The organism is Bacillus sp. MT94 (assembly GCF_058792475.1).
Window position 1 is genome coordinate 22,944 of the sequence record NZ_JBXAEZ010000002.1, and the last position, 21,310, is coordinate 44,253.

General features: G+C 32.8%; 24 protein-coding genes. 7 read left to right on the forward strand and 17 right to left on the reverse strand.

The genetic code is table 11. The features are described 5' to 3' along the window. Nucleotides 1-25: 25 nt before the first annotated feature. Together AC1Q51_RS05775 and AC1Q51_RS05780 are read right to left on the reverse strand one after the other, a co-directional pair. A complete protein-coding gene (locus AC1Q51_RS05775) occupies nt 26-991 on the reverse strand; it encodes an iron-hydroxamate ABC transporter substrate-binding protein (protein ID WP_001035498.1) in 966 nt (321 codons plus the stop codon). 300 nt (nt 992-1,291) lie between these two features. Beyond that, on the reverse strand, nt 1,292-2,050 hold the full coding sequence (locus AC1Q51_RS05780; protein ID WP_090977242.1) for an exodeoxyribonuclease III: 759 nt from the start codon (nt 2,048-2,050) through the stop codon (nt 1,292-1,294). Between the two features lie 153 nt (nt 2,051-2,203). Here AC1Q51_RS05780 and AC1Q51_RS05785 point away from each other — a divergent pair, with 153 nt between their 5' ends. The 3 genes from AC1Q51_RS05785 to AC1Q51_RS05795 are packed head-to-tail and all read left to right on the forward strand — an operon-like array spanning nt 2,204 to nt 4,219. After that, nucleotides 2,204-2,800: a bifunctional transcriptional activator/DNA repair enzyme AdaA gene (locus tag AC1Q51_RS05785; protein WP_090977240.1), complete on the forward strand. Its 597-nt coding sequence runs from the start codon at nt 2,204-2,206 to the stop codon at nt 2,798-2,800. Next, nucleotides 2,781-3,311: a methylated-DNA--[protein]-cysteine S-methyltransferase gene (locus AC1Q51_RS05790; RefSeq protein ID WP_065222996.1), complete on the forward strand. Its 531-nt coding sequence runs from the start codon at nt 2,781-2,783 to the stop codon at nt 3,309-3,311. Before AC1Q51_RS05785 ends, AC1Q51_RS05790 begins: the two co-directional genes overlap by 20 nt. Beyond that, entirely contained in the window at nt 3,308-4,219 is a 912-nt protein-coding gene (locus AC1Q51_RS05795; protein WP_065222995.1) for a DNA-3-methyladenine glycosylase 2, read from the forward strand. Before AC1Q51_RS05790 ends, AC1Q51_RS05795 begins: the two co-directional genes overlap by 4 nt. 38 nt (nt 4,220-4,257) lie before the next feature. Here AC1Q51_RS05795 and pepT read toward each other — a convergent pair whose 3' ends face one another. Continuing rightward, the gene (gene pepT / locus AC1Q51_RS05800) at nt 4,258-5,490 is read right to left on the reverse strand and encodes a peptidase T (RefSeq protein WP_000807014.1); all 1,233 of its coding nucleotides are present in this window, start codon (nt 5,488-5,490) and stop codon (nt 4,258-4,260) included. A gap of 196 nt (nt 5,491-5,686) precedes the next feature. On the opposite strand from pepT, the gene AC1Q51_RS05805 reads away from it, so the two are divergent. Continuing rightward, complete coding sequence (locus AC1Q51_RS05805) at nt 5,687-6,325, forward strand: YczE/YyaS/YitT family protein (RefSeq protein ID WP_001241256.1); 639 nt, start codon at nt 5,687-5,689, stop codon at nt 6,323-6,325. 92 nt (nt 6,326-6,417) lie between these two features. Here the strand turns inward: AC1Q51_RS05805 and AC1Q51_RS05810 are convergent, their stop codons facing one another. The 3 genes from AC1Q51_RS05810 to AC1Q51_RS05820 all read right to left on the reverse strand — a co-directional run bounded on the left by AC1Q51_RS05810 (nt 6,418) and on the right by AC1Q51_RS05820 (nt 8,586). Further along, nucleotides 6,418-6,735: a hypothetical protein gene (locus AC1Q51_RS05810; protein ID WP_000809495.1), complete on the reverse strand. Its 318-nt coding sequence runs from the start codon at nt 6,733-6,735 to the stop codon at nt 6,418-6,420. A gap of 321 nt (nt 6,736-7,056) precedes the next feature. After that, entirely contained in the window at nt 7,057-7,632 is a 576-nt protein-coding gene (locus tag AC1Q51_RS05815; RefSeq protein ID WP_492331436.1) for a histidine phosphatase family protein, read from the reverse strand. A 138-nt stretch (nt 7,633-7,770) separates the two neighbouring features. Continuing rightward, on the reverse strand, nt 7,771-8,586 hold the full coding sequence (locus AC1Q51_RS05820; RefSeq protein ID WP_492331437.1) for an alpha/beta fold hydrolase: 816 nt from the start codon (nt 8,584-8,586) through the stop codon (nt 7,771-7,773). 391 nt (nt 8,587-8,977) lie between these two features. Between AC1Q51_RS05820 and AC1Q51_RS05825 the strand changes: the two genes are divergently transcribed. Then, nucleotides 8,978-11,698, forward strand: coding sequence for a putative bifunctional diguanylate cyclase/phosphodiesterase (locus tag AC1Q51_RS05825; RefSeq protein ID WP_044307328.1), 2,721 nt, complete (start codon nt 8,978-8,980; stop codon nt 11,696-11,698). 99 nt (nt 11,699-11,797) lie between these two features. Here AC1Q51_RS05825 and murG read toward each other — a convergent pair whose 3' ends face one another. The 4 genes from murG to AC1Q51_RS05845 are packed head-to-tail and all read right to left on the reverse strand — an operon-like array spanning nt 11,798 to nt 15,152. Continuing rightward, nucleotides 11,798-12,862: an undecaprenyldiphospho-muramoylpentapeptide beta-N-acetylglucosaminyltransferase gene (gene murG, locus AC1Q51_RS05830; protein ID WP_053563777.1), complete on the reverse strand. Its 1,065-nt coding sequence runs from the start codon at nt 12,860-12,862 to the stop codon at nt 11,798-11,800. 48 nt (nt 12,863-12,910) lie between these two features. Continuing rightward, complete coding sequence (locus tag AC1Q51_RS05835; protein ID WP_071713492.1) at nt 12,911-13,261, reverse strand: DUF6572 domain-containing protein; 351 nt, start codon at nt 13,259-13,261, stop codon at nt 12,911-12,913. Next, a complete protein-coding gene (locus AC1Q51_RS05840; protein WP_492331438.1) occupies nt 13,258-14,169 on the reverse strand; it encodes an SDR family oxidoreductase in 912 nt (303 codons plus the stop codon). The genes AC1Q51_RS05835 and AC1Q51_RS05840 overlap by 4 nt, the downstream gene beginning before the upstream one ends. Then, nucleotides 14,166-15,152: a UDP-N-acetylglucosamine 4,6-dehydratase family protein gene (locus AC1Q51_RS05845; protein WP_090977238.1), complete on the reverse strand. Its 987-nt coding sequence runs from the start codon at nt 15,150-15,152 to the stop codon at nt 14,166-14,168. The genes AC1Q51_RS05840 and AC1Q51_RS05845 overlap by 4 nt, the downstream gene beginning before the upstream one ends. A 302-nt stretch (nt 15,153-15,454) precedes the next feature. Between AC1Q51_RS05845 and AC1Q51_RS05850 the strand changes: the two genes are divergently transcribed. Together AC1Q51_RS05850 and AC1Q51_RS05855 are read left to right on the forward strand one after the other, a co-directional pair. Further along, nucleotides 15,455-16,633, forward strand: a complete 1,179-nt coding sequence (locus AC1Q51_RS05850) for a DUF2515 domain-containing protein (RefSeq protein WP_090977236.1) — start codon at nt 15,455-15,457, stop codon at nt 16,631-16,633. Continuing rightward, nucleotides 16,608-17,009 carry a CBO0543 family protein gene (locus AC1Q51_RS05855; protein WP_015406501.1) on the forward strand — a complete coding sequence of 134 codons (402 nt, stop codon included), beginning with the start codon at nt 16,608-16,610 and terminating at the stop codon, nt 17,007-17,009. Before AC1Q51_RS05850 ends, AC1Q51_RS05855 begins: the two co-directional genes overlap by 26 nt. A 22-nt stretch (nt 17,010-17,031) precedes the next feature. Here AC1Q51_RS05855 and AC1Q51_RS05860 read toward each other — a convergent pair whose 3' ends face one another. The 7 genes from AC1Q51_RS05860 to AC1Q51_RS05890 all read right to left on the reverse strand — a co-directional run bounded on the left by AC1Q51_RS05860 (nt 17,032) and on the right by AC1Q51_RS05890 (nt 21,301). Continuing rightward, complete coding sequence (locus AC1Q51_RS05860) at nt 17,032-17,457, reverse strand: YfmQ family protein (protein ID WP_000214633.1); 426 nt, start codon at nt 17,455-17,457, stop codon at nt 17,032-17,034. 20 nt (nt 17,458-17,477) lie between these two features. Continuing rightward, nucleotides 17,478-18,149, reverse strand: coding sequence for an LrgB family protein (locus tag AC1Q51_RS05865; protein ID WP_074625419.1), 672 nt, complete (start codon nt 18,147-18,149; stop codon nt 17,478-17,480). 23 nt (nt 18,150-18,172) lie between these two features. Continuing rightward, the gene (locus AC1Q51_RS05870; protein ID WP_492331439.1) at nt 18,173-18,529 is read right to left on the reverse strand and encodes a CidA/LrgA family holin-like protein; all 357 of its coding nucleotides are present in this window, start codon (nt 18,527-18,529) and stop codon (nt 18,173-18,175) included. Nucleotides 18,530-18,562: 33 nt separating this feature from the next. Then, nucleotides 18,563-19,996 (reverse strand): MocR-like pyridoxine biosynthesis transcription factor PdxR, encoded by a 1,434-nt coding sequence (gene pdxR / locus AC1Q51_RS05875; RefSeq protein WP_492331440.1) that lies wholly within the window; start codon nt 19,994-19,996, stop codon nt 18,563-18,565. A gap of 187 nt (nt 19,997-20,183) precedes the next feature. Next, nucleotides 20,184-20,375 carry a hypothetical protein gene (locus AC1Q51_RS05880; protein ID WP_000006459.1) on the reverse strand — a complete coding sequence of 64 codons (192 nt, stop codon included), beginning with the start codon at nt 20,373-20,375 and terminating at the stop codon, nt 20,184-20,186. 15 nt (nt 20,376-20,390) lie between these two features. Further along, nucleotides 20,391-20,597 (reverse strand): hypothetical protein, encoded by a 207-nt coding sequence (locus AC1Q51_RS05885; RefSeq protein ID WP_042969044.1) that lies wholly within the window; start codon nt 20,595-20,597, stop codon nt 20,391-20,393. Further along, nucleotides 20,594-21,301, reverse strand: coding sequence for a GntR family transcriptional regulator (locus tag AC1Q51_RS05890; protein ID WP_016080562.1), 708 nt, complete (start codon nt 21,299-21,301; stop codon nt 20,594-20,596). The genes AC1Q51_RS05885 and AC1Q51_RS05890 overlap by 4 nt, the downstream gene beginning before the upstream one ends. Nucleotides 21,302-21,310: the final 9 nt, after the last annotated feature.

The following is a 21,310-nucleotide window of genomic DNA, read 5'->3' on the forward strand; positions in this document are numbered from 1 at the left end:
CATTCAACGCACCTTACTTATTGTATTATTTAGATAAATTTTTCACGGCTTCTTTTAAGAATGCTGTTTTACTCCAAGCTGTACCACCTTGTGCCATTGGGTCTACAACATTTACAAATACTTTCTTTTCTTTCGCAGCGTTCATACTTTGCCAAATTGGATTATTTTCAATGTCTTCTAACACTTTCGGTTTATTATTTTCACTTGCCTCGTATTGTAAGAAGATATAATCAGGATTAACTTCAGCTAATTTTTCTAAAGAAATTTTTTCTTGTGCTTTTACCGTTTTAAGTTGTTCTGGAGCAGTTAGTCCAAGATCTTTATAAATTACAGGGTTAAAGTATACTCCTTCTGGGTATAGGAATAAGTCATTTGCTCTTAGTCTAATGACAAGTACTTTTTTATCTTTTAACTTATCTCCTAGTTTTGCTTTTGCTTTTTCAGCGTCCGAATTGTAGTCTTTAATAATTTTTTCTGCTTTATCTTTTTTACCAGTTAATTCTCCCATTAACTTTAAGTTATCTTCCCAATTTGTTGAAACGTGTGATACCGGGAATGTAGGAGCTACTTTCGTAAACTTTTCAGCTGTTTCTGCTGGGAATTTCGTACTTGATGTAATAACGTCTGGTTTTAATTGAAGTAATGTTTCGAAATTTGGTTCCATTTTCTCACCAACAGATTTCGCACCTTCTAAATCTTTCTCAAGATACTTCGGTAATTTACCACCAACAGTAATGGCACCAACTGGTTTAATTCCAAGTACTGCCGCATCTTCCATTGACTCTAAACTAGCTGTCGCAATTTTATCTACTTTTGCTGGCACTGTATATTCTTTACCTAAATATGTAATTTTTCGTTTTTCATCTTTTTTCGTTTCCGTAGCTTTTGTCTGTTGTTTTTGCTCGCCTGAAGTTTTATCCGCACTATTACATGCCGCTAAACCTACACTTAAAACTGTAACCATCCCTAATGTAAATAACTTTTTATTCATCTTTATATATCTCCTCTCGAATTTTCCAAACTATATTCTCAATAAAATTTAACTATATGAAACTTGTCTTACATATATATTTCATTAGATTAATAATTCTATCCAGAACTCATTCTCGTTCACTTCCCCTAAGCTATAATTCTTTTATACCTCATCCATTGATAATATTTTTCATTGATAATGATTATCGTTACTAAGTATATATTTAATATGCAATTATTTCAAGAAAGATTTGAAAAATTTTAACAAACTGAATTAAAAAAGAAGTATCCGCCTAATGTTAGATGGATACTTCTTTTTTTAGAAATTTATATGTAATTCAACTGGACAATGGTCAGATCCCATTACTTCACTATTAATTTTCGCTTCTGTTATTTGGTCTTTCATTCTTTCCGAAACAACAAAATAATCTAAACGCCATCCGATATTTTTCGCTCTCGCGCCCATACGATACGACCACCACGAATATGCACCTTCTTGATTAGGATAAAGATAACGATACGTATCAACAAACCCTTCTTCTAAAATACATGAAAATTTCTCTCGTTCCTCATCAGAGAATCCAGGGTTTTTACGATTACTTTTTGGATTTTTCAAATCGATTTCTTTATGAGCAACATTTAAATCTCCACAAAAAATAACTGGTTTTTTCTCATCTAATCGTTTGATATAGGACCTGAAATCATCTTCCCATTTCATTCTGTAATCTAATCGTTCTAATCCACGTTTTGAATTTGGTGTATATAACGTTATCATGTAAAAATCTTCGAATTCTAAAGTAATAAGTCGTCCTTCTTGATCATGCTCTTCAATGCCTAAACCATATGTAACTGAAATCGGTTCTTTTTTTGAAAAAATAGCCGTTCCTGAATATCCTTTTTTCACAGCATAATTCCAGTATGTATAATATCCCTCTAGATTTAAATCAATTTGTCCTTCTTGTAATTTAATCTCTTGTAGACAAAATATGTCAGCACTTGATTCCTCAAGATATTCCAAAAATCCACCTTTTGCGATAACAGCTCGCAAACCATTTACATTCCATGAAATTAACTTCATTTATAGTCCTCCTCTTGATGTTTATTTCCAAATTTCATGCTATCACAAAATAGAAAACAATCATATTTTCACCTTTGTAATCTTGCTCTTACATTTATGAATACATACATACGCACTTTATTCAGGTTATACTAATTTCAGAGGTGATGTTCTATGCACAAGGAAGGAGTTACATTAACAAATGAGTATTGGCAAGCAATTATTCATAATGATTCTTCCTATGATAGCAAATTCTTTTATGCTGTGAAATCAACTGGAATCTTTTGCAGACCATCATGCAAATCAAGAATACCGAATAGAAACAATGTACGAATTTTTCATCATGCAGAGCAAGCATTAAGTAAAAACTTTCGCCCGTGCAAACGTTGTAAGCCAAACGGGATCACTTTACCTAATGAAGAGTGGGTAGAACAAATTAAAGACTATATCGAAAAGCATTATGACGAATCCTTAACTCTCGACATGCTTGCGGAAATGTGTCACGGTAGCCCTTTTCATTTACAGCGTACTTTCAAAAGAATAATAGGGCTAACTCCTATAGAATATATACAACAATTCAGGGTTCTTAAAGCAACCGAATACCTTTTACACACAAATCAATCTATTAAAGAAATTAGTACTGCTGTCGGGATAGAAAACCCAGAGTATTTCGCAACTTTATTTAAAAAGAAAACCGGATTTACTCCTACTGAATATCGAAAAAAGAACGAAATGAAAGAGGGATACGATAATGAATTCCTACAAAAATAATTATATATATTGGACGCTACTTACACATAAAAATTGGCGATTTCATATTGCTGCAACTGAAAATGGACTATGTTTCATTGGATCACAAGACGAAAACTTTGAAGAATTAAATATATGGGCTAGAAAAAAACTGCCCCAACATATATTGACCCATAGTCCAGATTACTTGCAAATATATACGAAAGAAGTTATCGAGTATTTAGAAAACAAGCGAGGAACTTTCACATTTCCTATCGATGCTTATGGAACTAATTTTCAATTATCTGTTTGGAATACGGTACGTGAAATTCCTTACGGGAAGACATATTCTTATACAGAAATTGCTGAAAGAATTCAAAAACCTAAAGCTGTGCGCGCCGTTGCTTCTGCTATTGCTGCTAACCCTCTTCTTATTACAATTCCTTGTCATCGCGTTATTGGGAGGAACGGGAAACTAACCGGATTTAGGGGCGGATTAGAAATGAAGAAAAAATTGCTTACATTAGAAAAGTTGCAGGTGGAATTCATATGACAGCAGAATATAATAGCGTATTATCTGTAGCAGTTCCGAAAGAATTTTGTTTTCAAGAAAATTTACGCTATCTATCACGTTCGAACAATGAATGTATGTTCCATATTGAAGATAACAAAATTTATAAAGTTATCCCTGTTCAAGATGTAAATCCTTTAGTTGAAATTAGTGTGAATACAGATGGAAATATTCAAATACGTTGTTTAGAAGAACCATATACATCTGAAAAATCGATACGTGAAGCTGTAGTTAACTATGTAAAAGAATGGTTTGATTTAACTACTGATTTAGCCCCATTTTATACATTAGCTAAACATGATTTACTCCTTCAAGGACCAATTGAACAATATTATGGCCTTCGTACTTTAGGCATTCCAGACTTATTTGAGGCACTTTCCTGGGGAATTATCGGTCAACAAATTAACCTAACATATGCTTATACGCTAAAAAGGAGATTAGTTGAGCAATTTGGAAGTTATGTAGAATGGGACGGTAGAAAACATTGGATATTCCCATCACCTGAAACAATTGCAAATCTACATGTAGAAAATCTTCAACAATTAAAAATGACGACTAGAAAATGTGAATATTTAATCGGTATTGCGAAGCTTATTACAGAGAGAAAATTATCAAAAGAGGATTTACTGCAAACACAAGATGTAAAGGTTGCTGAGAAACAATTAACTGCTATCCATGGTATAGGACCATGGACTGCCAACTATGTTTTAATGCGTTGTTTAAGATTTCCTTCGGCTTTTCCAATTGATGATGTTGGTCTGCATAATGCAATTAAATTTATAACAGGTTCCGAAAATAAACCGACTAAAAATGAAATAAAAGATTTCGCGGCAAACTGGGCTAATTGGGAGTCTTATGCGACTTTTTATTTGTGGCGAGTACTATATTAAAAGAACCAAGTAGCACATTCGTACTACTTGGTTCTTTTTTAAGCTTGCTCCTCAAAACGTCTTGCAATTTCCACAATAACTTGAACAGCTTTTTCCATAGTATCTACCGAAACATACTCAAATTTACCGTGATAGTTTTCACCACCAGTGAAAATATTCGGCGTCGGTAATCCCATATATGATAATTGTGATCCATCTGTGCCTCCGCGAATCGGATGAATATTTGGTTCAATGTCTAAACTTTTCATTGCTTCATATGCAATATCAACAATTTCTCTTACCGGTTCAATTTTTTCAAGCATGTTATAGTATTGATCATTCATTTCTAAAACGACTGCATCTTCGCCATATTTTTCTTGCATAGTCTTCACAATATTTTTAACGTTATTTTTACGTGCCTCAAAATTTTCACGATCAAAGTCTCGAATAATATAATACGCTTTACTTTGCTCAACATCACCATTTAAAGAAAGTAAATGATAGAATCCTTCATAGCCTTCTGTATATTCTGGCGCCTCTTCTACTGGTAAATACCCATTAAACTCCATAGCAAGTTTAGTAGCATTGCGCATTTTATTTTTCGCTGTTCCAGGATGTGTATTCGTTCCGTTAAACGTTAACTTAGCACCTGCAGCATTAAAACTTTCATACTCTAAACCACCTAATGGACCTCCATCCATCGTATAAGCGAATGATGCACCAAACGCTTCTACATCAAAATGCGCTGGCCCACGACCAATTTCTTCATCCGGTGTAAATGCTACTCTTATTTTCCCGTGCTTAATTTGCGGATTATGTATTAAATGGTTCATTGCAACCATAATTTCTGTAAGACCAGCTTTATCATCTGCTCCTAGAAGTGTTGTACCATCAGTTGTAATAATGGTATGTCCTTTATATGATGGTAATTCCGGGAACTGCTCTGGTGTTAACACAACATTTAGCTCTTCATTTAACGTAATTGCATTACCATCAAAATTTTCATGAATTTGTGGTTTGACGTTTTTCCCTGTAAAGTCTGTTGCCGTATCTAAATGGGCTAAAAATCCGATTACAGGAACATCCTTGTCCGTATTAGCTGGAAGTGTTGCCATTACATAGCCATTATCATCCATCGTTACTTCTGTTAACCCAATCTCTTTTAGCTCTTCCACTAATAACTTACCAAACTCAATTTGTCCTGGTGTTGTTGGTACTGTATGACTTTCTTCATTCGATTGCGTATCAATTTTTACATATCTCGTAAATCTTTCAATAAGTTCTTGCTTCAAGTTCATTCACTCCCTTTTATGTTTCTCTCTCCATTATAATCCTTAAAACGAAATATTTTAACTTTTTTGACTGTGAAGATGTATATTTCATTTACATTGTTAACATTTTTAAACGAATGATAAAAAGACATAATATTTGTACATTAAAACCGTAACAGGTAACATACATAATTATAAAATATGGGAGGTTGTAAAGATGAGGCTAACTCTCTTTCGCTATTTTCTTTTTTTCTTAGGATTAATTTTCTTTGGCCTTGGAAACGCTCTTGCAGTCAAAGTTAAATTTCTCGGCTTGCACCCTTGGGAAGTTTTAAATATGGCTCTCTACCAAAAGTTTGGATGGACCATCGGTACGTGGAGTGTCATATGTGGGTTATGTCTCGTTCTAATATCTTTACTAGTAGATCGAAAATATATAAATGTGGGGACATTTTTGAATGCACTACTTATCGGTCCCATTATGGACTTTTTCTTACAATCAAACATGCTTCCAGACGCTAGTAATTATTTATGGATAAACTTACTCATTTTATTTTCTGGTATTGCCATTACAGGTATCGGGGGAGGTATGTACGTTGCGGCTGGGATTGGCGCTGGACCCCGTGATGGATTCATGCTTACTATTTCAGACAAAACAGGACTTTCTATTAGCCGTGCTAGAATCATAGTAGAATGTATTGTACTAGTTATTGGATTTATGCTAGGAGGTCCTGTTTTCATCGTAACTTTTCTGTACACCTTTATTCAAAGTCCAATCTTTCAGCAATCATTTAAGATGTTTCAAACACTTTTACATACTTTACATGGCAAAAAGAAAATTAGCGAACATATTTAAAGTACAGCTTAATACAAATAAATCCACCCTATTTACGACTCTCATCGCAAATAGGGTGTTTCTGTTTTTATCTCGCAATTTAAGAATATATACTACTCATTTACAATAAAAGTATATACATCATCATAAATACAGCCATTTACTTTAATCACATACTTCCCAGGTTTATTAAAACTAATTGTGTATTTATTTAACTGAATTGCTTCTTTATCTCCAGAAAGAATATCAATGCTTCTGCCACTTAATACATACAATTCATTTAGATTCATCGTTACATCAATTGTATTGAAATTTTCTACTTTCACTTGCTGTGCTTCCGCAACGCTTACACTTGGTTCTAAAAACAGTAGTCCACTTAATCCAATCGTCCCCGCTAAAGCAACTCCCGCAAACTTTTTAATCTGTTTCATTACAATGACCTCCTTATAGATTTTGCGTAAAGGTAATGTCCTCCCTTACACCACAAAGCCTATATGTAATGAAATGAAAAGTAAACGGGGACTGTAAGACAAAATTCTACATCTTTTTCTCCTATTGAATATAAATCCAACGTTTGGAGTTTTGACACATTTAAAATTGTTTCCCTAAACCAATTTCTCCATAATTTATTCAAAGACTGAATAATTACTTATTTATTTAACATTCTAACAATAGTTGATAAAGATGCTTTCTATTCAAAAAAAGACTTTGCTATAAAAGTAACTTTTACAACAAAATCCATGCAACTAATTTTATTCAGCTTTCCATAATCTCTCTACATTCATTAATTGTTCTTCTTTAAATTCCATCTTATATATATCCGGTTTTGACGTATTCATTAAAAATTCAAAACCATATTGTTTATCAAAATAGTTCATCATTAATGTCATGACAAGCCCATGTGTACCAATTACAATTTTGCATCCTCGAAAATCCATTAAGATTTCTTTTAATACTTTCACTACTCTTCTCTGGCAATCTGCATATGACTCTCCTTCCGTTCGTGCGAAGTCCGGATTAGAGAACATCTTCTGTACAAGTGGATACACCTCCTTGTCTGATATAACCTGATCCTCACTTGAAAACATACACTCTTTAAGATTTTCATATGCTACTATTTCTTTTTCATGGAAATTAGCTGACTCCTCTATCGTTAACATAGCCCGATTATAAGGACTGGAAATAAAAGTATCAATCCTCTCCGCTTTTAATATGTCAGTTACTCCACGGGCATCCATATGTCCCCTCTCAGTTAACCCGCGCATTCTTTCATTTCCTTCTAGTTTTGGTGATTCACCATGTCTAACCATATAAATATATGTGCTCATAATTTCTCCTTAAAATTTTTTATAAAGTGAAACTTTAATCAGCCCTCACTAATCGGGCTGCCCGGCAAATAGCGAGATAAGTTAATAAATCAAGTTCATTTATCCCATTTCAACACTTAGGGGTAATACTAAAATACTTTATAAACTGTGCTGATTTGTTCGTCTAATCCATTCTCCTACTAAACTCTCAAATAATTCAGGCTGCTCAATTTGCAAATTATGCCCTGCCATATCTAACACTGCTAACGTTGCCCTTGGATATTCTTCAATAATTTCTATAATATTTTGATAACCTACTGATATATCTTGTCTTCCAGTCAGTAAAAGAACGGGATTTTCATATTTTTCATGCTGAAAATCCATAGTAAGAGAGTAATTCTTTTGCAACCTTTCAATAAATGCATAATTAGCAACATCTAACCCAGGCTTAATTTCTTCTTTAAATCGCTTATATGTATATTCATTTGCTATTACAGCTAACTCACAAAATTCCTCTCTTTCTGTGGAAGTGAGCGTATTTAAAAATTCCTCATCTTGTACAATTACCTGTTTATCTGGAAGAATCCTTTTTTCTGGCTCCGCTACAACAACAGGACATACTAATAATAATCCGCTAACTCTCTCAAACATCTTTGTAAGTATACCTTTGGCTAAATAGCCTCCATATGATTCTCCTACCAATAAAAATTTTTCAGTAGAAATGATTTCCTCAATAAATGTGATAAGCACATCTACTATACGATTTGAACTATTTATCCAATTTGGAGCATTCGATTTTCCCATTCCAGGTAAATCAATATATATTCGCTTATAACCTTCATATTTCTGAAATACTGATTCCATACATTTCATCATTAACCTATGGTCAGGAGCGCAGCCATGTATGATAATGACCGGTTTACCCTCCCCCACAATTTCATAGTATATTTCTGCATCTTTAATTCGATATATCATAAAAAAACCTCCCTATTTAGTGGCAATACTATTCCACTCTGTAAGAATACACGTTCTTATTTTATATCTTTTCCTAACATTTCTACAAATATTAATTTTCAGACTAAAAATAAAAATCCCCATCATTTTATATGCAATTTTGCATCTCCACTTACAAATCACTAAAAAAACTTTACAATTCAAAGGATGACTAAATATACAATTTCTATTTAAAGTCTTGATACAGTCTATACTATCAACCGCAATATTTTTTCAACTTTAAGAATACTTATACTCTTTAACACTTTCCTTATAAACATGATTTTTATAAGGAAATCTGATACAATTCTTAAATAATATTATTATGTATAGATATAACGAACATAGTGCATAATTAAAGAAGGTGATTTCATTGAAATTAAATAAAAATTTACAATTATGTATATTAATCGGAACATTAATATGCTATTCAATCTATTTTATGTTTTTCTATCTGTTCCCTACTCATTTTTCAAATTCAGATGTACGCTTCGCTTCACTTGTCGTTGAAGCCATTACATTTGTATCACTGATTTACTCTATATATTCTAAAAAAGTCAGTTCAAATCCGTTTTGGATATGTATTACAATAGCAATTGGTAGTTTTTTATTAGGGAAAATAGTATATACATATCAAGATAGCTTCTTCGAAATTCCAATAGATCGTTTTACTATTTCTGATGTATTTTACATGTTTTTTCTATTTTTCTGTCTTATCGCTTTCTGCTATAAAATTTTAAAGGAATGCAATAAATGGGAAAAAGCGTTCTTTATTTGTGATATATGCATAGTGCTTACTTCCATATTTACATTAGAATGGTATTTATTTAATCAGCCAAATTTAAATATATTCGCTCTTTCACTAGGGGATGTTTTCCTTTCATTTTTATATCCAATTGCAGATTTATTATTTCTACTGCTAGGTGTTAGTCTCTTTTTCCGTCCAACAATTTTTAATTCCAAACGGAAAATTTATATATTTATTTTTGTATTAATAAGTTCTGCAACTTTTAACTATATTTATTTTTACTTAAATAACCACTTATCAACAGAAACAATAACATTATTACGTCTTTTATATAGAATACCTATATTACTTATTGCAATAGCTGGCTCTATTTCAGAAGATCATAATAGCCATAAAAATTATTTCATTGTAAACCCTATAATAGGAAAAAAAGCTTTAGTTGTATTTCCCTATCTTGCTGTTGCAATACTAATCGGGTTTACATTAAAAGAACAAACATCATCTTCAACTCTCATTACAGGGAATTGTATTACTTTTATTTTCGTACTCATTCGTCATTCTATCGTACGTATGCAAAACAATTCCTTAACAAAACGTTTGCAGGCATTTAATGCCCAACTAGAAGAAAAAGTTACTGTACGGACGTCTGATTTAGTTCATAAATCAGAGGCTCTTTCTCAAAAACAACAAAAGTTTAAATCATTATATGAATATCATCCTGACCCTATTTTCACCATTGATTTAAATGGAATATTCTTAAATGTAAATAAGGCTGGGAGTGTACTACTTGGGGCACCAACGGATGAGCTACTAGGTGAAACTTGTTTTTCAATCATTTTAGATGAAGATAAGCATAAGCTAGCATTGGCATTAGAAAAAGTGAAACAACAAGAATCGGCATTCTTACAACTTAGTTCTCAATATAAAGATGGCTTTACTTATTTTTTATACGTTACAATCATTCCTATTATAATAGACGGACAAATTTCAGGAAGCTATATTATGGTGAAAGATATTACTGCACTAAAAAAACAGCAAGAAGAAATAAAATATTTAGCATTCCATGACACTGTAACGAAAATTGGGAACCGTGCCTTTTTCCATAAGAAATTAAAGAGAGTTATAAAAAATGCTAAAATAACAGAAAGCGAGTTTGCATTATTATATTTAGATTTAGATCGCTTTAAAGCAATTAACGATACACTTGGACATTCGTCAGGAGATTACATATTAGAAGAAGTAGCAAAGCGATTCCAATCATGTCTTCCATCACATACTCATCTTTCAAGAATCGGTGGCGATGAATTTACAATCATAATTGAAAACTATACTGACGAAGATTACTTATTCCAATTATGTAACCAATTATTTGAATGCATGAAAAAATCATTTATCATACATGAGCATAAATTAACTTTATCACTGAGTATCGGTATCGCTATTTATCCACATTCCGGAATCGATACCGCTACACTTCTGAAAAACGCTAATGTTGCAATGTATGATGCAAAAGCAAAAGAGCTTAATTCTGTCTCTATTTATGACGATGTAATCGCTAAAAAAATTGAAAGACGATTACGATTAGAAAAAGATTTACCAAACGCACTACAAAATGAAGAATTGTTCCTTTTGTATCAACCTCAAGTTGATAGTGAATCTAATAAAATTATCGGTGCAGAAGCTTTAATTAGGTGGAATCATCCTGAATTAGGTATTATTTCTCCATACGAGTTTATTCCGATTGCAGAAGAAACACTACAAATTATTTCAATAGGAAAATGGACATTAGAGCAGGCTTGTAAGCAAATGAAACGTTGGCACGCACTCGGATATTCACATTTAAAAATAGGTGTAAATTTATCTGCTAAAGAATTTGAACAAGAGGATTTTGTAAAATCTATTTCTTCTACTTTAACAAATACAGGTTTACCAGCAAGCTCTCTTGATCTTGAATTAACAGAGCGAATTGCAATGATGGATGAGCGAGAAACATTGATAAAACTGCGTACACTAAAAAGTTTAGGGATTCACATCTCAATCGACGACTTTGGTACAGGTTATTCTTCGCTAGCCTACTTACCTTTATATCCAATTGATACGTTAAAAATCCCGAGAGAATTTATTACAATGTCTGAAACATGTGATGATGGAATGGAAATTATTAAAACGATCATCACATTAGCAAATACATTAGGAATGTCTGTCATTGCTGAAGGTGTAGAAACAAAAGAGCACGTAAATTTCCTTCAAAAAAATAAATGTCAGTTTATTCAAGGTTATTATTACAGTAAACCTATTCATATTCATGCATTTACTGAGCTATTAGAAAACGGCATTCACCGATAGTACATAACTAATTAGAATAAATAATAATGAATTTGAACAAATATAGTAAAAAGGAAAGAAGATACCTTCTTTCCTTTTGTTTTTCTATTTACATTTCTATTACTTCACCACTTCATTTATTATATCTATTATTTGATGAATTCCCTCATCATTTGTTTTCTTATATCCATTCATGTTTTGAATATATTTCTCCTTATTTGTATACAACTTATTTACTGCATGTATAAATGTATTCGTACTTACTCTGTCTTGGAGTATAACTTCAGCATATCCTTGCCGTGAAAAATATTCAGCATTTAAAACTTGATCTCCCCTACTGGAACTGTTAGTTAACGGGATAAGCAACATCGGTTTCTTCAAAAATAACAATTCAGAAATAGCAGTAGAACCCGCTCTGGAAACTACAACACTTGCCATATTTAGTATATGCGGCAACTCGTCCCCTATATATTCAAATTGCATATACCCCTCCATGCCAATAGATGGGTCTACCTTTCCTTTACCACATATATGAATAATATTAAAGTTTAATAGTATTGTATCTAAACATTCCCTTACCATATCATTTATCCACTTAGCACCTTGACTCCCACCCATAATTAATAATACTGGTTTATCTTGCTGAAATTCACAATATCTTCTTCCTCGTAATACGTTACCCTTCTCAATTTCTTCCCTTACAATTGGTCCTACATAAACCTTCTTCTCATTACTTACATTTTCTCCTGTCTGAGGAAATGTTGTGCATAGCTTTGTAGCAAAAGGTAATGCTATTTTATTGGCAAGTCCTAATGTGCTATCTGGTTCACGTATAATTATAGGCACACGATTTAACCATGCTCCTATAGCTACAGGAACTGAAACAAATCCTCCTGCTGAAAAGATAACGTCAGGCTTTGTTTTCTTAATTAATTTATAACTTTGTAAACAACCTCGTATAATTTTAAAAGGATCTTTAAAATTTTCCCAATCCCAATATCTCCTAAGCTTGCCCGTTGAAACACTATTGTATTTAACATTTTGCACTAATGATTTTTCAATTCCATTTTTTGATCCAATATACTCGACTCTCCAGCCTTTCTCTATAAATTTAGGAATTAATACAATATTAATCATAACGTGTCCAGCTGTACCGCCCCCAGTAAAAAGAATCGTTTTGCTCATAACTTATACCCACCTTTATTATTAAAAATCTAGCTTTCTCTTTACCTTTTAAATGTAAATAAACTTATTATTTTTTATATAAATCTTTAACTCCACCTCTATATCTTGTAAAAGATCGTTAATGAGTTCATAAAAATCATTTCCATACTCACTACACTCGTATTGAGCAAAGATTTGAATCACATATCTAGTTTCCGTCTCTAATGCTGACTTTATTTGATTAACCCTTTTTTCTTCTACATACGCTTGATATTTATGTATTGCCTCATAAAGATGCAATACATGCGCTTCTTCATCTCTCCAATCCAACGTATCAACAATTGAAAGAAATAGCGTATTTTGATTATCTATTATTTCATAATCATTCATATATTTCTTACACCCTTTTTTGTTTTTCATTGCATGCAGATGTCACTACACTTCGCATACTCAAGTACATCTTTTAATGATTGATGAAATTCAATTTCTGGGATCCAACCTAACCTTTTTATTTCCTCTATTGCTAAACTCTCATTTGAGTTGCTCCCATTTTTCTCTGTTTCCTCTATAAAAAAATTTAGCTGTGTTAATTCTTTATATTGTTCTAGTACATTTAATAAAGATCGTTTTACTCCTGATCCGATATTATATTGTTTTCCATTTATTCCATCTCGTAATAACACATGATACGCTTTAATCGCATCACGTACATCTAGAAAATCTCTACTATCTTTCAAACTGTTTACTTCAATAATGGATTTACTTCTACCTGATTCTATATCTAACATTTTCTTTGCGAGAATCGAACAAATGCCATTCGATTCCCCTGGACCAATTAAGTTTGAGGGCTTTGCAATGATAATATTTGAATCCATTAATCCTCCCCAAGCCTCTGCAATAATGACTTGCATCGTTTTACTTAAACTATATGGATTTGAAATTTTTATTTCGTTCATACTATCTGCTTGCAAAGCAGATCCTATAACTAATGTTCTACAATGCGAGGCTTCTTGCTTAATTGCTTCTAATAAATATAACGTTCCTATTACATTAATCTCTATATACTCAAGAGCAGCTGTCCAAGATTCTATAACCGAATTCCTTCCTGCTAAATGCAATACGTAGTCTGGCTTTATTTGTTTCATTACCTTCATTACTTCGCTCTTATTAGTTAAATTACAAGTAATACCATTTCTAATTTTTTCTCTATGTGCACGATTTTGAAACATAGGAATTACATGAAAGCCCTGCTCTAAAAAATATTGGCAAGCATGGCGTCCTGTGAAACCATTTGCACCAGTTATTAAAAGGCTCGCATTTTTTTTCATCGCAAAAACCCTCCTTTTAATAGCATTTGTTTCACCTCATGTTTTGCAAGCAAGTCTTGTTGAGAACTAAAACTCTTCACATCCACTAGCGGATAGCTAGCATAATATTCTTGAAGTCCTTCAATAGGAATAGTCGGTAGTACCACAAAATAATTTTGATCAAAACTTATACTTGTTTTACTCTCTACCTCAGATAGAAGCATTTCACTTAATTTTTCACCCGGTCTTATCCCTACCTCTTTTACCTTAACATTTTCTTTTCCTGAATATTCAATTAACAATTCTGCTAAATCTGTTATTTTACATGCCGGCATTTTCATAACAAAGATTTCCCCGCCTCTACCTTGAGATACGGCTTTAAATAACAACCCAACAGCATCTTCAACTGTTAAGAAAAATCTAGTCATATTCGCATCGGTAATCCCTACTTGTGAAGATCTTTTAATTTGTTGTTTAAAAAGCGGTACTACACTTCCACTCGTTCCTAAAACATTTCCACCACGAACACAAATGAATTTTGTTTTCTTCGTTTGTATATTCGCATGAACCATTAATTTTTCACCAATTGCTTTTGTCATCCCATACGTATTTGATGGATCAGCTGCTTTATCCGTTGAAACATATATAACTTTTTCAACTTGCATCTGTATAGAGGCTTCAATTACATTTTGCGTACCATGTATATTGGTTTTTATAGCTTCATAAGGATAATACTCACATACTGGAACATGTTTTAAAGCTGCAAGATGGAACACATAATGTACACCTTGGCAAGCATAGACTAGTTGATCTTTATCACGAATATCTCCAATAATAAATTTTAACCTATCATCATTTATAAACTGTTGCTGCATTTCAAACTGGACCGTTTCATTTCTTGAAAAAACTCTAATTTCTTTCGGTGATTTTTCTAATAGTTGTTTTATAAGTTCATGCCCCCACGAACCTGTACCACCAGTAATTAAAATTATTTTATTTAACATTCCTTTTCCTCCTACGAAACATCTCAATTTAAATAATATTTATTGAATTATTTTCAATTGATTCAAATCATAATCGTCGTTTGTTACATTTAATTGACAAAATAAAAAAACAGAAACTATTAAACTTAGTTTCTGTTTTTCATTTCACCTCACAACAGTAAGATTTTTTATACTGTTTGCATGATAAATAAATTCCTTGTAAAAAAACACCGCTCATTTATTTCTTATACTCGTAATAAAATAAATAGAATGATTCATAGCCAATAATCATGTTTAAATTTATGAAAAAGGGAGGTAACGGAATGGACCGACACAATTCATATCATACATATAACGGACCTTCCAAAGCACTGCCTCTCTCCCTATTCGATGTAAAAAATGAATTGAAACAAAAAAGCAAACTTATTCCTTCTGATACCATGTATAAATTAACGAAAGAAGAGCAACTCATCATCAACAAAATAAAAATACAAACAGAACAGCTAAATAAAAATAATGTTACAAGAACACGCGCATACTACCAATTTTACATTCAATATCCAGAAATACATTGGGCACTGCTTGGGCATATGGTATCACGTAACGGCGGTTGGAATATGACTGATTTAAAGGGCGATTTATATACGAGAATTTTATCAGAGAAAGATCAATTCATATTTTTTTCTTTTTTAGAAAGAGGGAATTGGCTTATTTTCCAAGATGTATACCCTCAATTTTTACTTTACGAACAAAGTGTAAAGAGATCACAAAAGTTATTTCACCTTCTCCCTCACCTAAATGTTTCTACATTTATGGAAACGATGTGGAACGATTTTTGGAAAACAGGCAACAAAAAAACATTAGCGATTGCAACTATTGTTAATGAACAAAACTACTTAGAAAAAAGAGTGATTCAAAATGTACAATTTAAAAAGACTGTACTAAATAGTATTGGATTTAAACTCTTTGATTTCTTTCAGTTTAATCATATCCTTTTCCCATTCTACGAAAATGATAAAAAACAAAAAGTATTACTATTTGGTGATACAATGAAACATTTCACTTCCTTACATGAACGCATATTAATTGGAAAAAGATTGTATTCATTATTATTTCGAGATACACATGTTTTATCTCAAATAATAAGCTGGGCCCAACATCATCCGCATACAGGCTCAAGGAAAGATTACTGGCCCCATTTATTTTCAAGTGTAAATGAATCTTTTTCCCGTGAGTTTTATAAGCGCCGAATAAAAAAATGCCAGTTGCGAAGTGGCGCTTATCGTATATACAGTCCTTCACTCGTCTATGCATGGCGAGATATGAAGCATGAAGAAGTTGACAGTGAAGATTGGTTTACCGATTGGCAAGTTGTAAATTACTTAGTTGATAAGGAGGAAAATATAAATGGACAAATTACAGAAGACTACTGCAAAACACTCGAAAAAATTGAACTCGCAATTCTCGCAAAGAAAAATGTCCTCCTCCGAGAAGAAGAATGAGTTTCTAGCATTAGTAGTTACAATCTTTCTCTCTTCTATTATTGGAACTTGTTTAGATGCTTTTTTTGTTCATAAACAAATATATTCCTTTCCAGCTAGACCCTTCTCATCCACATTTTTAGTTAATATAGCTTTTACATTGTTCGTACTGCCGATTTTAACAGTTATCTTTATACACATTTCAAAAAAATTATCTAAAGTTTCTAGAATTCTATTTATTATTTCGATCGGTATTTGCGCTAGCCTTTTTGAACAGATTGCTGAAAGTTTAGGTTTATTTGTACATAGTGCGAATTGGAACCATACATATTCTTTATTTGGTTATATGATTTTTTATTCTTTTATTTGGAACGTATATAATTGGATAAAAAAATAAAGAGACCATTATAGGTCCCTTCTTAAGCATACTCTTCCATTATTGCTAATGGTGCCAGTGTTTGAAGGCTTTTAGAGCGTAAACGATAGGCAACGACTTTCTTCTTATATTGCTTAATGACATCAACATGTTCCTCATAGCTATATAGAGAAAACCTAATCTCTTTATTCCCTTTCTTCGTATCAATGACTATTGGTGTCCCTTCTCCGTGCGGCGGGAAATAATGTTTATCTAAAAACAAAGCCTCATTAAATTCATGAATAACTTGTAGTTTCATTTCTCCCTCTATATTTTTTCCATCTATCGATATAGAAGTATTTTCCGCCTCAAGCTTTTGATGCAATTCAAATTTACTAATAATTGATTCTACAACAGAAGTGGGCATGCTAGAAACTAATACTTTAATAGCTCCAAAAACAAATAATGTAACTATAAACCATGTTGTCATTGTTATCATCTCCATTACATTTAAAAAATAAATTTCGTTCCATACGGTATTAGTATACTAATGAGTATTCCAGTTACAATCATCGTTACCGAACCGATAGTCGCTTCTTTCTCGCCTTCCTTCACTAAACGGCTCACACCGATAATATGTGATGCACAGCCCATTCCAACTCCTTTTCCAATCGTACTTGTTATACTGAAAAGCTTAAGTACTGTTGGTCCGATAATAGCACCTGTTATTCCTGCAACAACTACAAAACTAGAAGTCATAGATGGAATACCACCAATTTGATCCGCTAATGATAAGGCAATAGGCATCGTTGCTAACTGTGGTAAAGTAGTTAATATAAGTTCCTTATCTATATTTAAAATTCCGCCAATCACTACATTCATACCCGTTACAGCCACTATACCTATTACTACTCCAATAAGTATCGATAAAAAATTTTTCATAAGTATCTTTCGCTCTTTAAATAGAGGTATGGCTAATGCTACAATTGCAGGGCTCAATAAGCTTGAAAGAATGTCTCCTCCATTTTCCCTATACTCATGATGAGAAATACCAAAAATCAAAAATAAACAAATCATAATTGCCGTAACTGTTAACACCGGTAACGTAAATGCAAACGTAAATTTTTTATATAGCTTTGTCGCCAAGAAATAAATTGCTACAGTAATAATAATTAAGACCATTTGAATCGTGCACCTTGTCGATTTTATTTTTTTGTTGTTATTAATAATTGACTTATATACCCTGAAACAATCAAAGTTACTACAGTACTTGCAACTACTAAAAGGAATATAATACTCCCCTTACTTAAAAGAAAAGACCCGTATTCCATCAGCCCTGTTGTCGAAGGGATTAAAAATAACGGTAAAAATACGATTGACTTTTCCGCACCTAACTCAAACCATTTTAACGGTAAAATGCGAGTGGAAAGGAGCAGGAACAGCATTAACATCCCTATTAAACTTCCCGGTATTGATAGATGGAATATTTCCTGAATCCACGTACCCACTAAGCTAAATATATATAGCACGCCTACTTGAAGTAAAAGCATCACGTACTTCATTTCTTTCCCTCATTTCACTATCACACATCCATATTATGAAATTTCATTTAGCGTGTCGGCAAACCGTTTAATTCCAAGTTGAATTTGTTCTATATTCGCTCTACCAAACGTAAATCGTATATATTCATTTTTCGAACCTAAAACACTGCCCGGAACAAATGCGACACCATTCCGTATAGATTCACCTAATAAGTGATATTCATCAAACTTTCCTTTCACTTTACACCATACATGTATTCCACCCTCTGGCACGAAACATTCAACTCGGTCTCCCAATGTTCCTTCAAGCTCTGCAATTAATTCATCTCTTCTTTGCTTCAATTGTCCACGAAGTATCGTAATATGTGTATGAAAATCCTTTGATTCTAAAAATTGATTTGCTACCCACTGCGTAAATACACTATGGCCAAAATCAACTTGTTGCTTTGCATCTGCTAAACGCTCAATTACACGTGTAGGACCAATTATCCATCCAATACGTAATCCTGATGCAACAATTTTTGATAATGAACTTATATAAAGAACATTTCCATTTTGGTCCATTGATTTTAATGTCGGGTTCACTTCTCCATTAAAAGAAATTAAACTATACGGATCATCTTCTACAATTGGTATACCGAACTCAGAAGACAGTTCTAAAATTTTTTTACGTCTCGCTAATGAAAGCACAGTACCTGTTGGATTTTGATAATCTGGATTCAAAAAGACCATACGAATACGATGCTTTTTGTGCAAATCGATTAAGTCATCTGGATTCATTCCATGCTCATCAACAGGTAAATGAAATATGTTTAAACCGGCCGATTTAAACATTGGAAGCGAAAAACAATATGACGGATCTTCAATCGCAATCGCATCGCCAGGTTTTAATAAACATTGAACGATAAGATTAAGCGCCTGTTGTGCTCCAGACGTAATAAGAATAGAGCTTGAATCTGCTTCAATTTGTTTATATTGCTGAACATGTGCTGCAATTGTTTTTCTCAACATCCCATTTCCAAGTGGATGGTCATAGCCGAGATTTTCCATAAATGTTTTCTCCGCCAAAATTGTTCGAAATCTATCACTCGGAATTAATTCTGGTGACAATTCACCACTCGCTAAATTAATTAAATCATCTTTTTGTGTTTCCGTTCGAATTTGTTGAACGAGTGGTACGTTAGGTAAGAACGATCCATCCTCCACGTACCTACCCCAGTTCGGTATTCGTTTATGTGAGACACCCCATATGTCTGTATTAACCCGTGTTCCGCTTCCCTTTTGCCGTTCTACTACTCCAAGTGATTTTAATTCTTCATACGCAGCTACTATTGTACTCCGGTTCACCTGTAATTCTTTTGCCAATATACGCTCAGAAGGTAACTTACTATCAGAAGGAAATTCACCTGAAGAAATGCCTCTTTCAATATAATCAGCAATTTGTTTATATACAGGTGTCTTATCTGCACGATTTGGTTTCCATTCCATCTAGTTCCCTCCTTTCAAAACGAACTATCCTCATTTTTTACTAACAGTATTCACCGTAAAAATAGTATTAATTAGTCACATTTTCTTATCCGTAAATGGATATATCCAAAATGGTTCTCTTTCTGATTACTCAATAGCTTCTGAAATTCCAACTTCATACTCTCATTTCCAGTTCTTTTACAAAATATCAAATCATTACCGCATACCATGTTACCCCAACTAGTAGAACAAAAAGAAGAAGAATATAGATTGCAGATAAGTTTTTCACATTTCTTTTTGTAGACTTACCGTAATTCTCCTCCACGTTTCTTGCAACTAGTACAGTCCCAAATAGCGATACAATTACAATAATAACGACTAGTGAAATTGCAAAACTCATTGTCTTTTCACCTCTCTAAGACCCATCTATTTTAATTAAAGAACTTACATAAAAACCTTCCTCTTTAAAACGTTGATAACATACTACCTTTCTTCTCTTATCATAATAGATGTTTGCAAAAAGCGGACCAACCACTTTCGTGTTTTTTTGCTCATCCACTTCAAAAATAAAAAGCAACTGATCACTTAGGACCAGTTGCTTTTTTACACGATAATTTTTCATTTAAAATTAATTCGATTTAAAAGTTTCGCCTTTTCATAATGAAACATCGATTGAGATAACTCGAAAATTGTTCCATTTACAAGATACACTGTATTTTCAATAAGAAGCGCCGGATCACCTTCATTTAATTCTAAAAGCTGTGCATTTTCTTTATTTACTTTTTCACAACTAATAACTTTATCAGCAAAACCAATATTTAATCGTAAATCTTCAATGAAATAACTGTATACAGAGCTTAATGCTATTTCTTCGTTCAAATATGGAATAATATCCTTTTTGAAATAACTTATTTCAATAGAGAATGGTTTAGCATCTACAATTCTTAAGCGCTTCAAAAAATACAACCTAGTTCCAGTTTCGCATTGCATCCGCTTTGCTATCTCTTCGTCCGCATCTATTACTTCAAGCTCTAACACTTTCGTTTCAATATTTTGTGAAACAAGATTTTTCGTTAATCCACGTAAACTTCCTAAATTAATGTAATCTGTTACAGAAGTTTCGCGTAAAAACATGCCACTACCTTGCACTTGAAAAATATAACCTCTATTCACAAGCTGACTAATTACTTTACGTATCGTATTACGGCTTACTTCAAATCGATTCATCAACGCTTCTTCTGTAGGTAGTTTTTTCGTTTCATTAAAAAGCCCATCTCGAATGTTTTGCTCTAACACATCTGCAATTTGTTTATACTTTGCACTCATACACTTTCT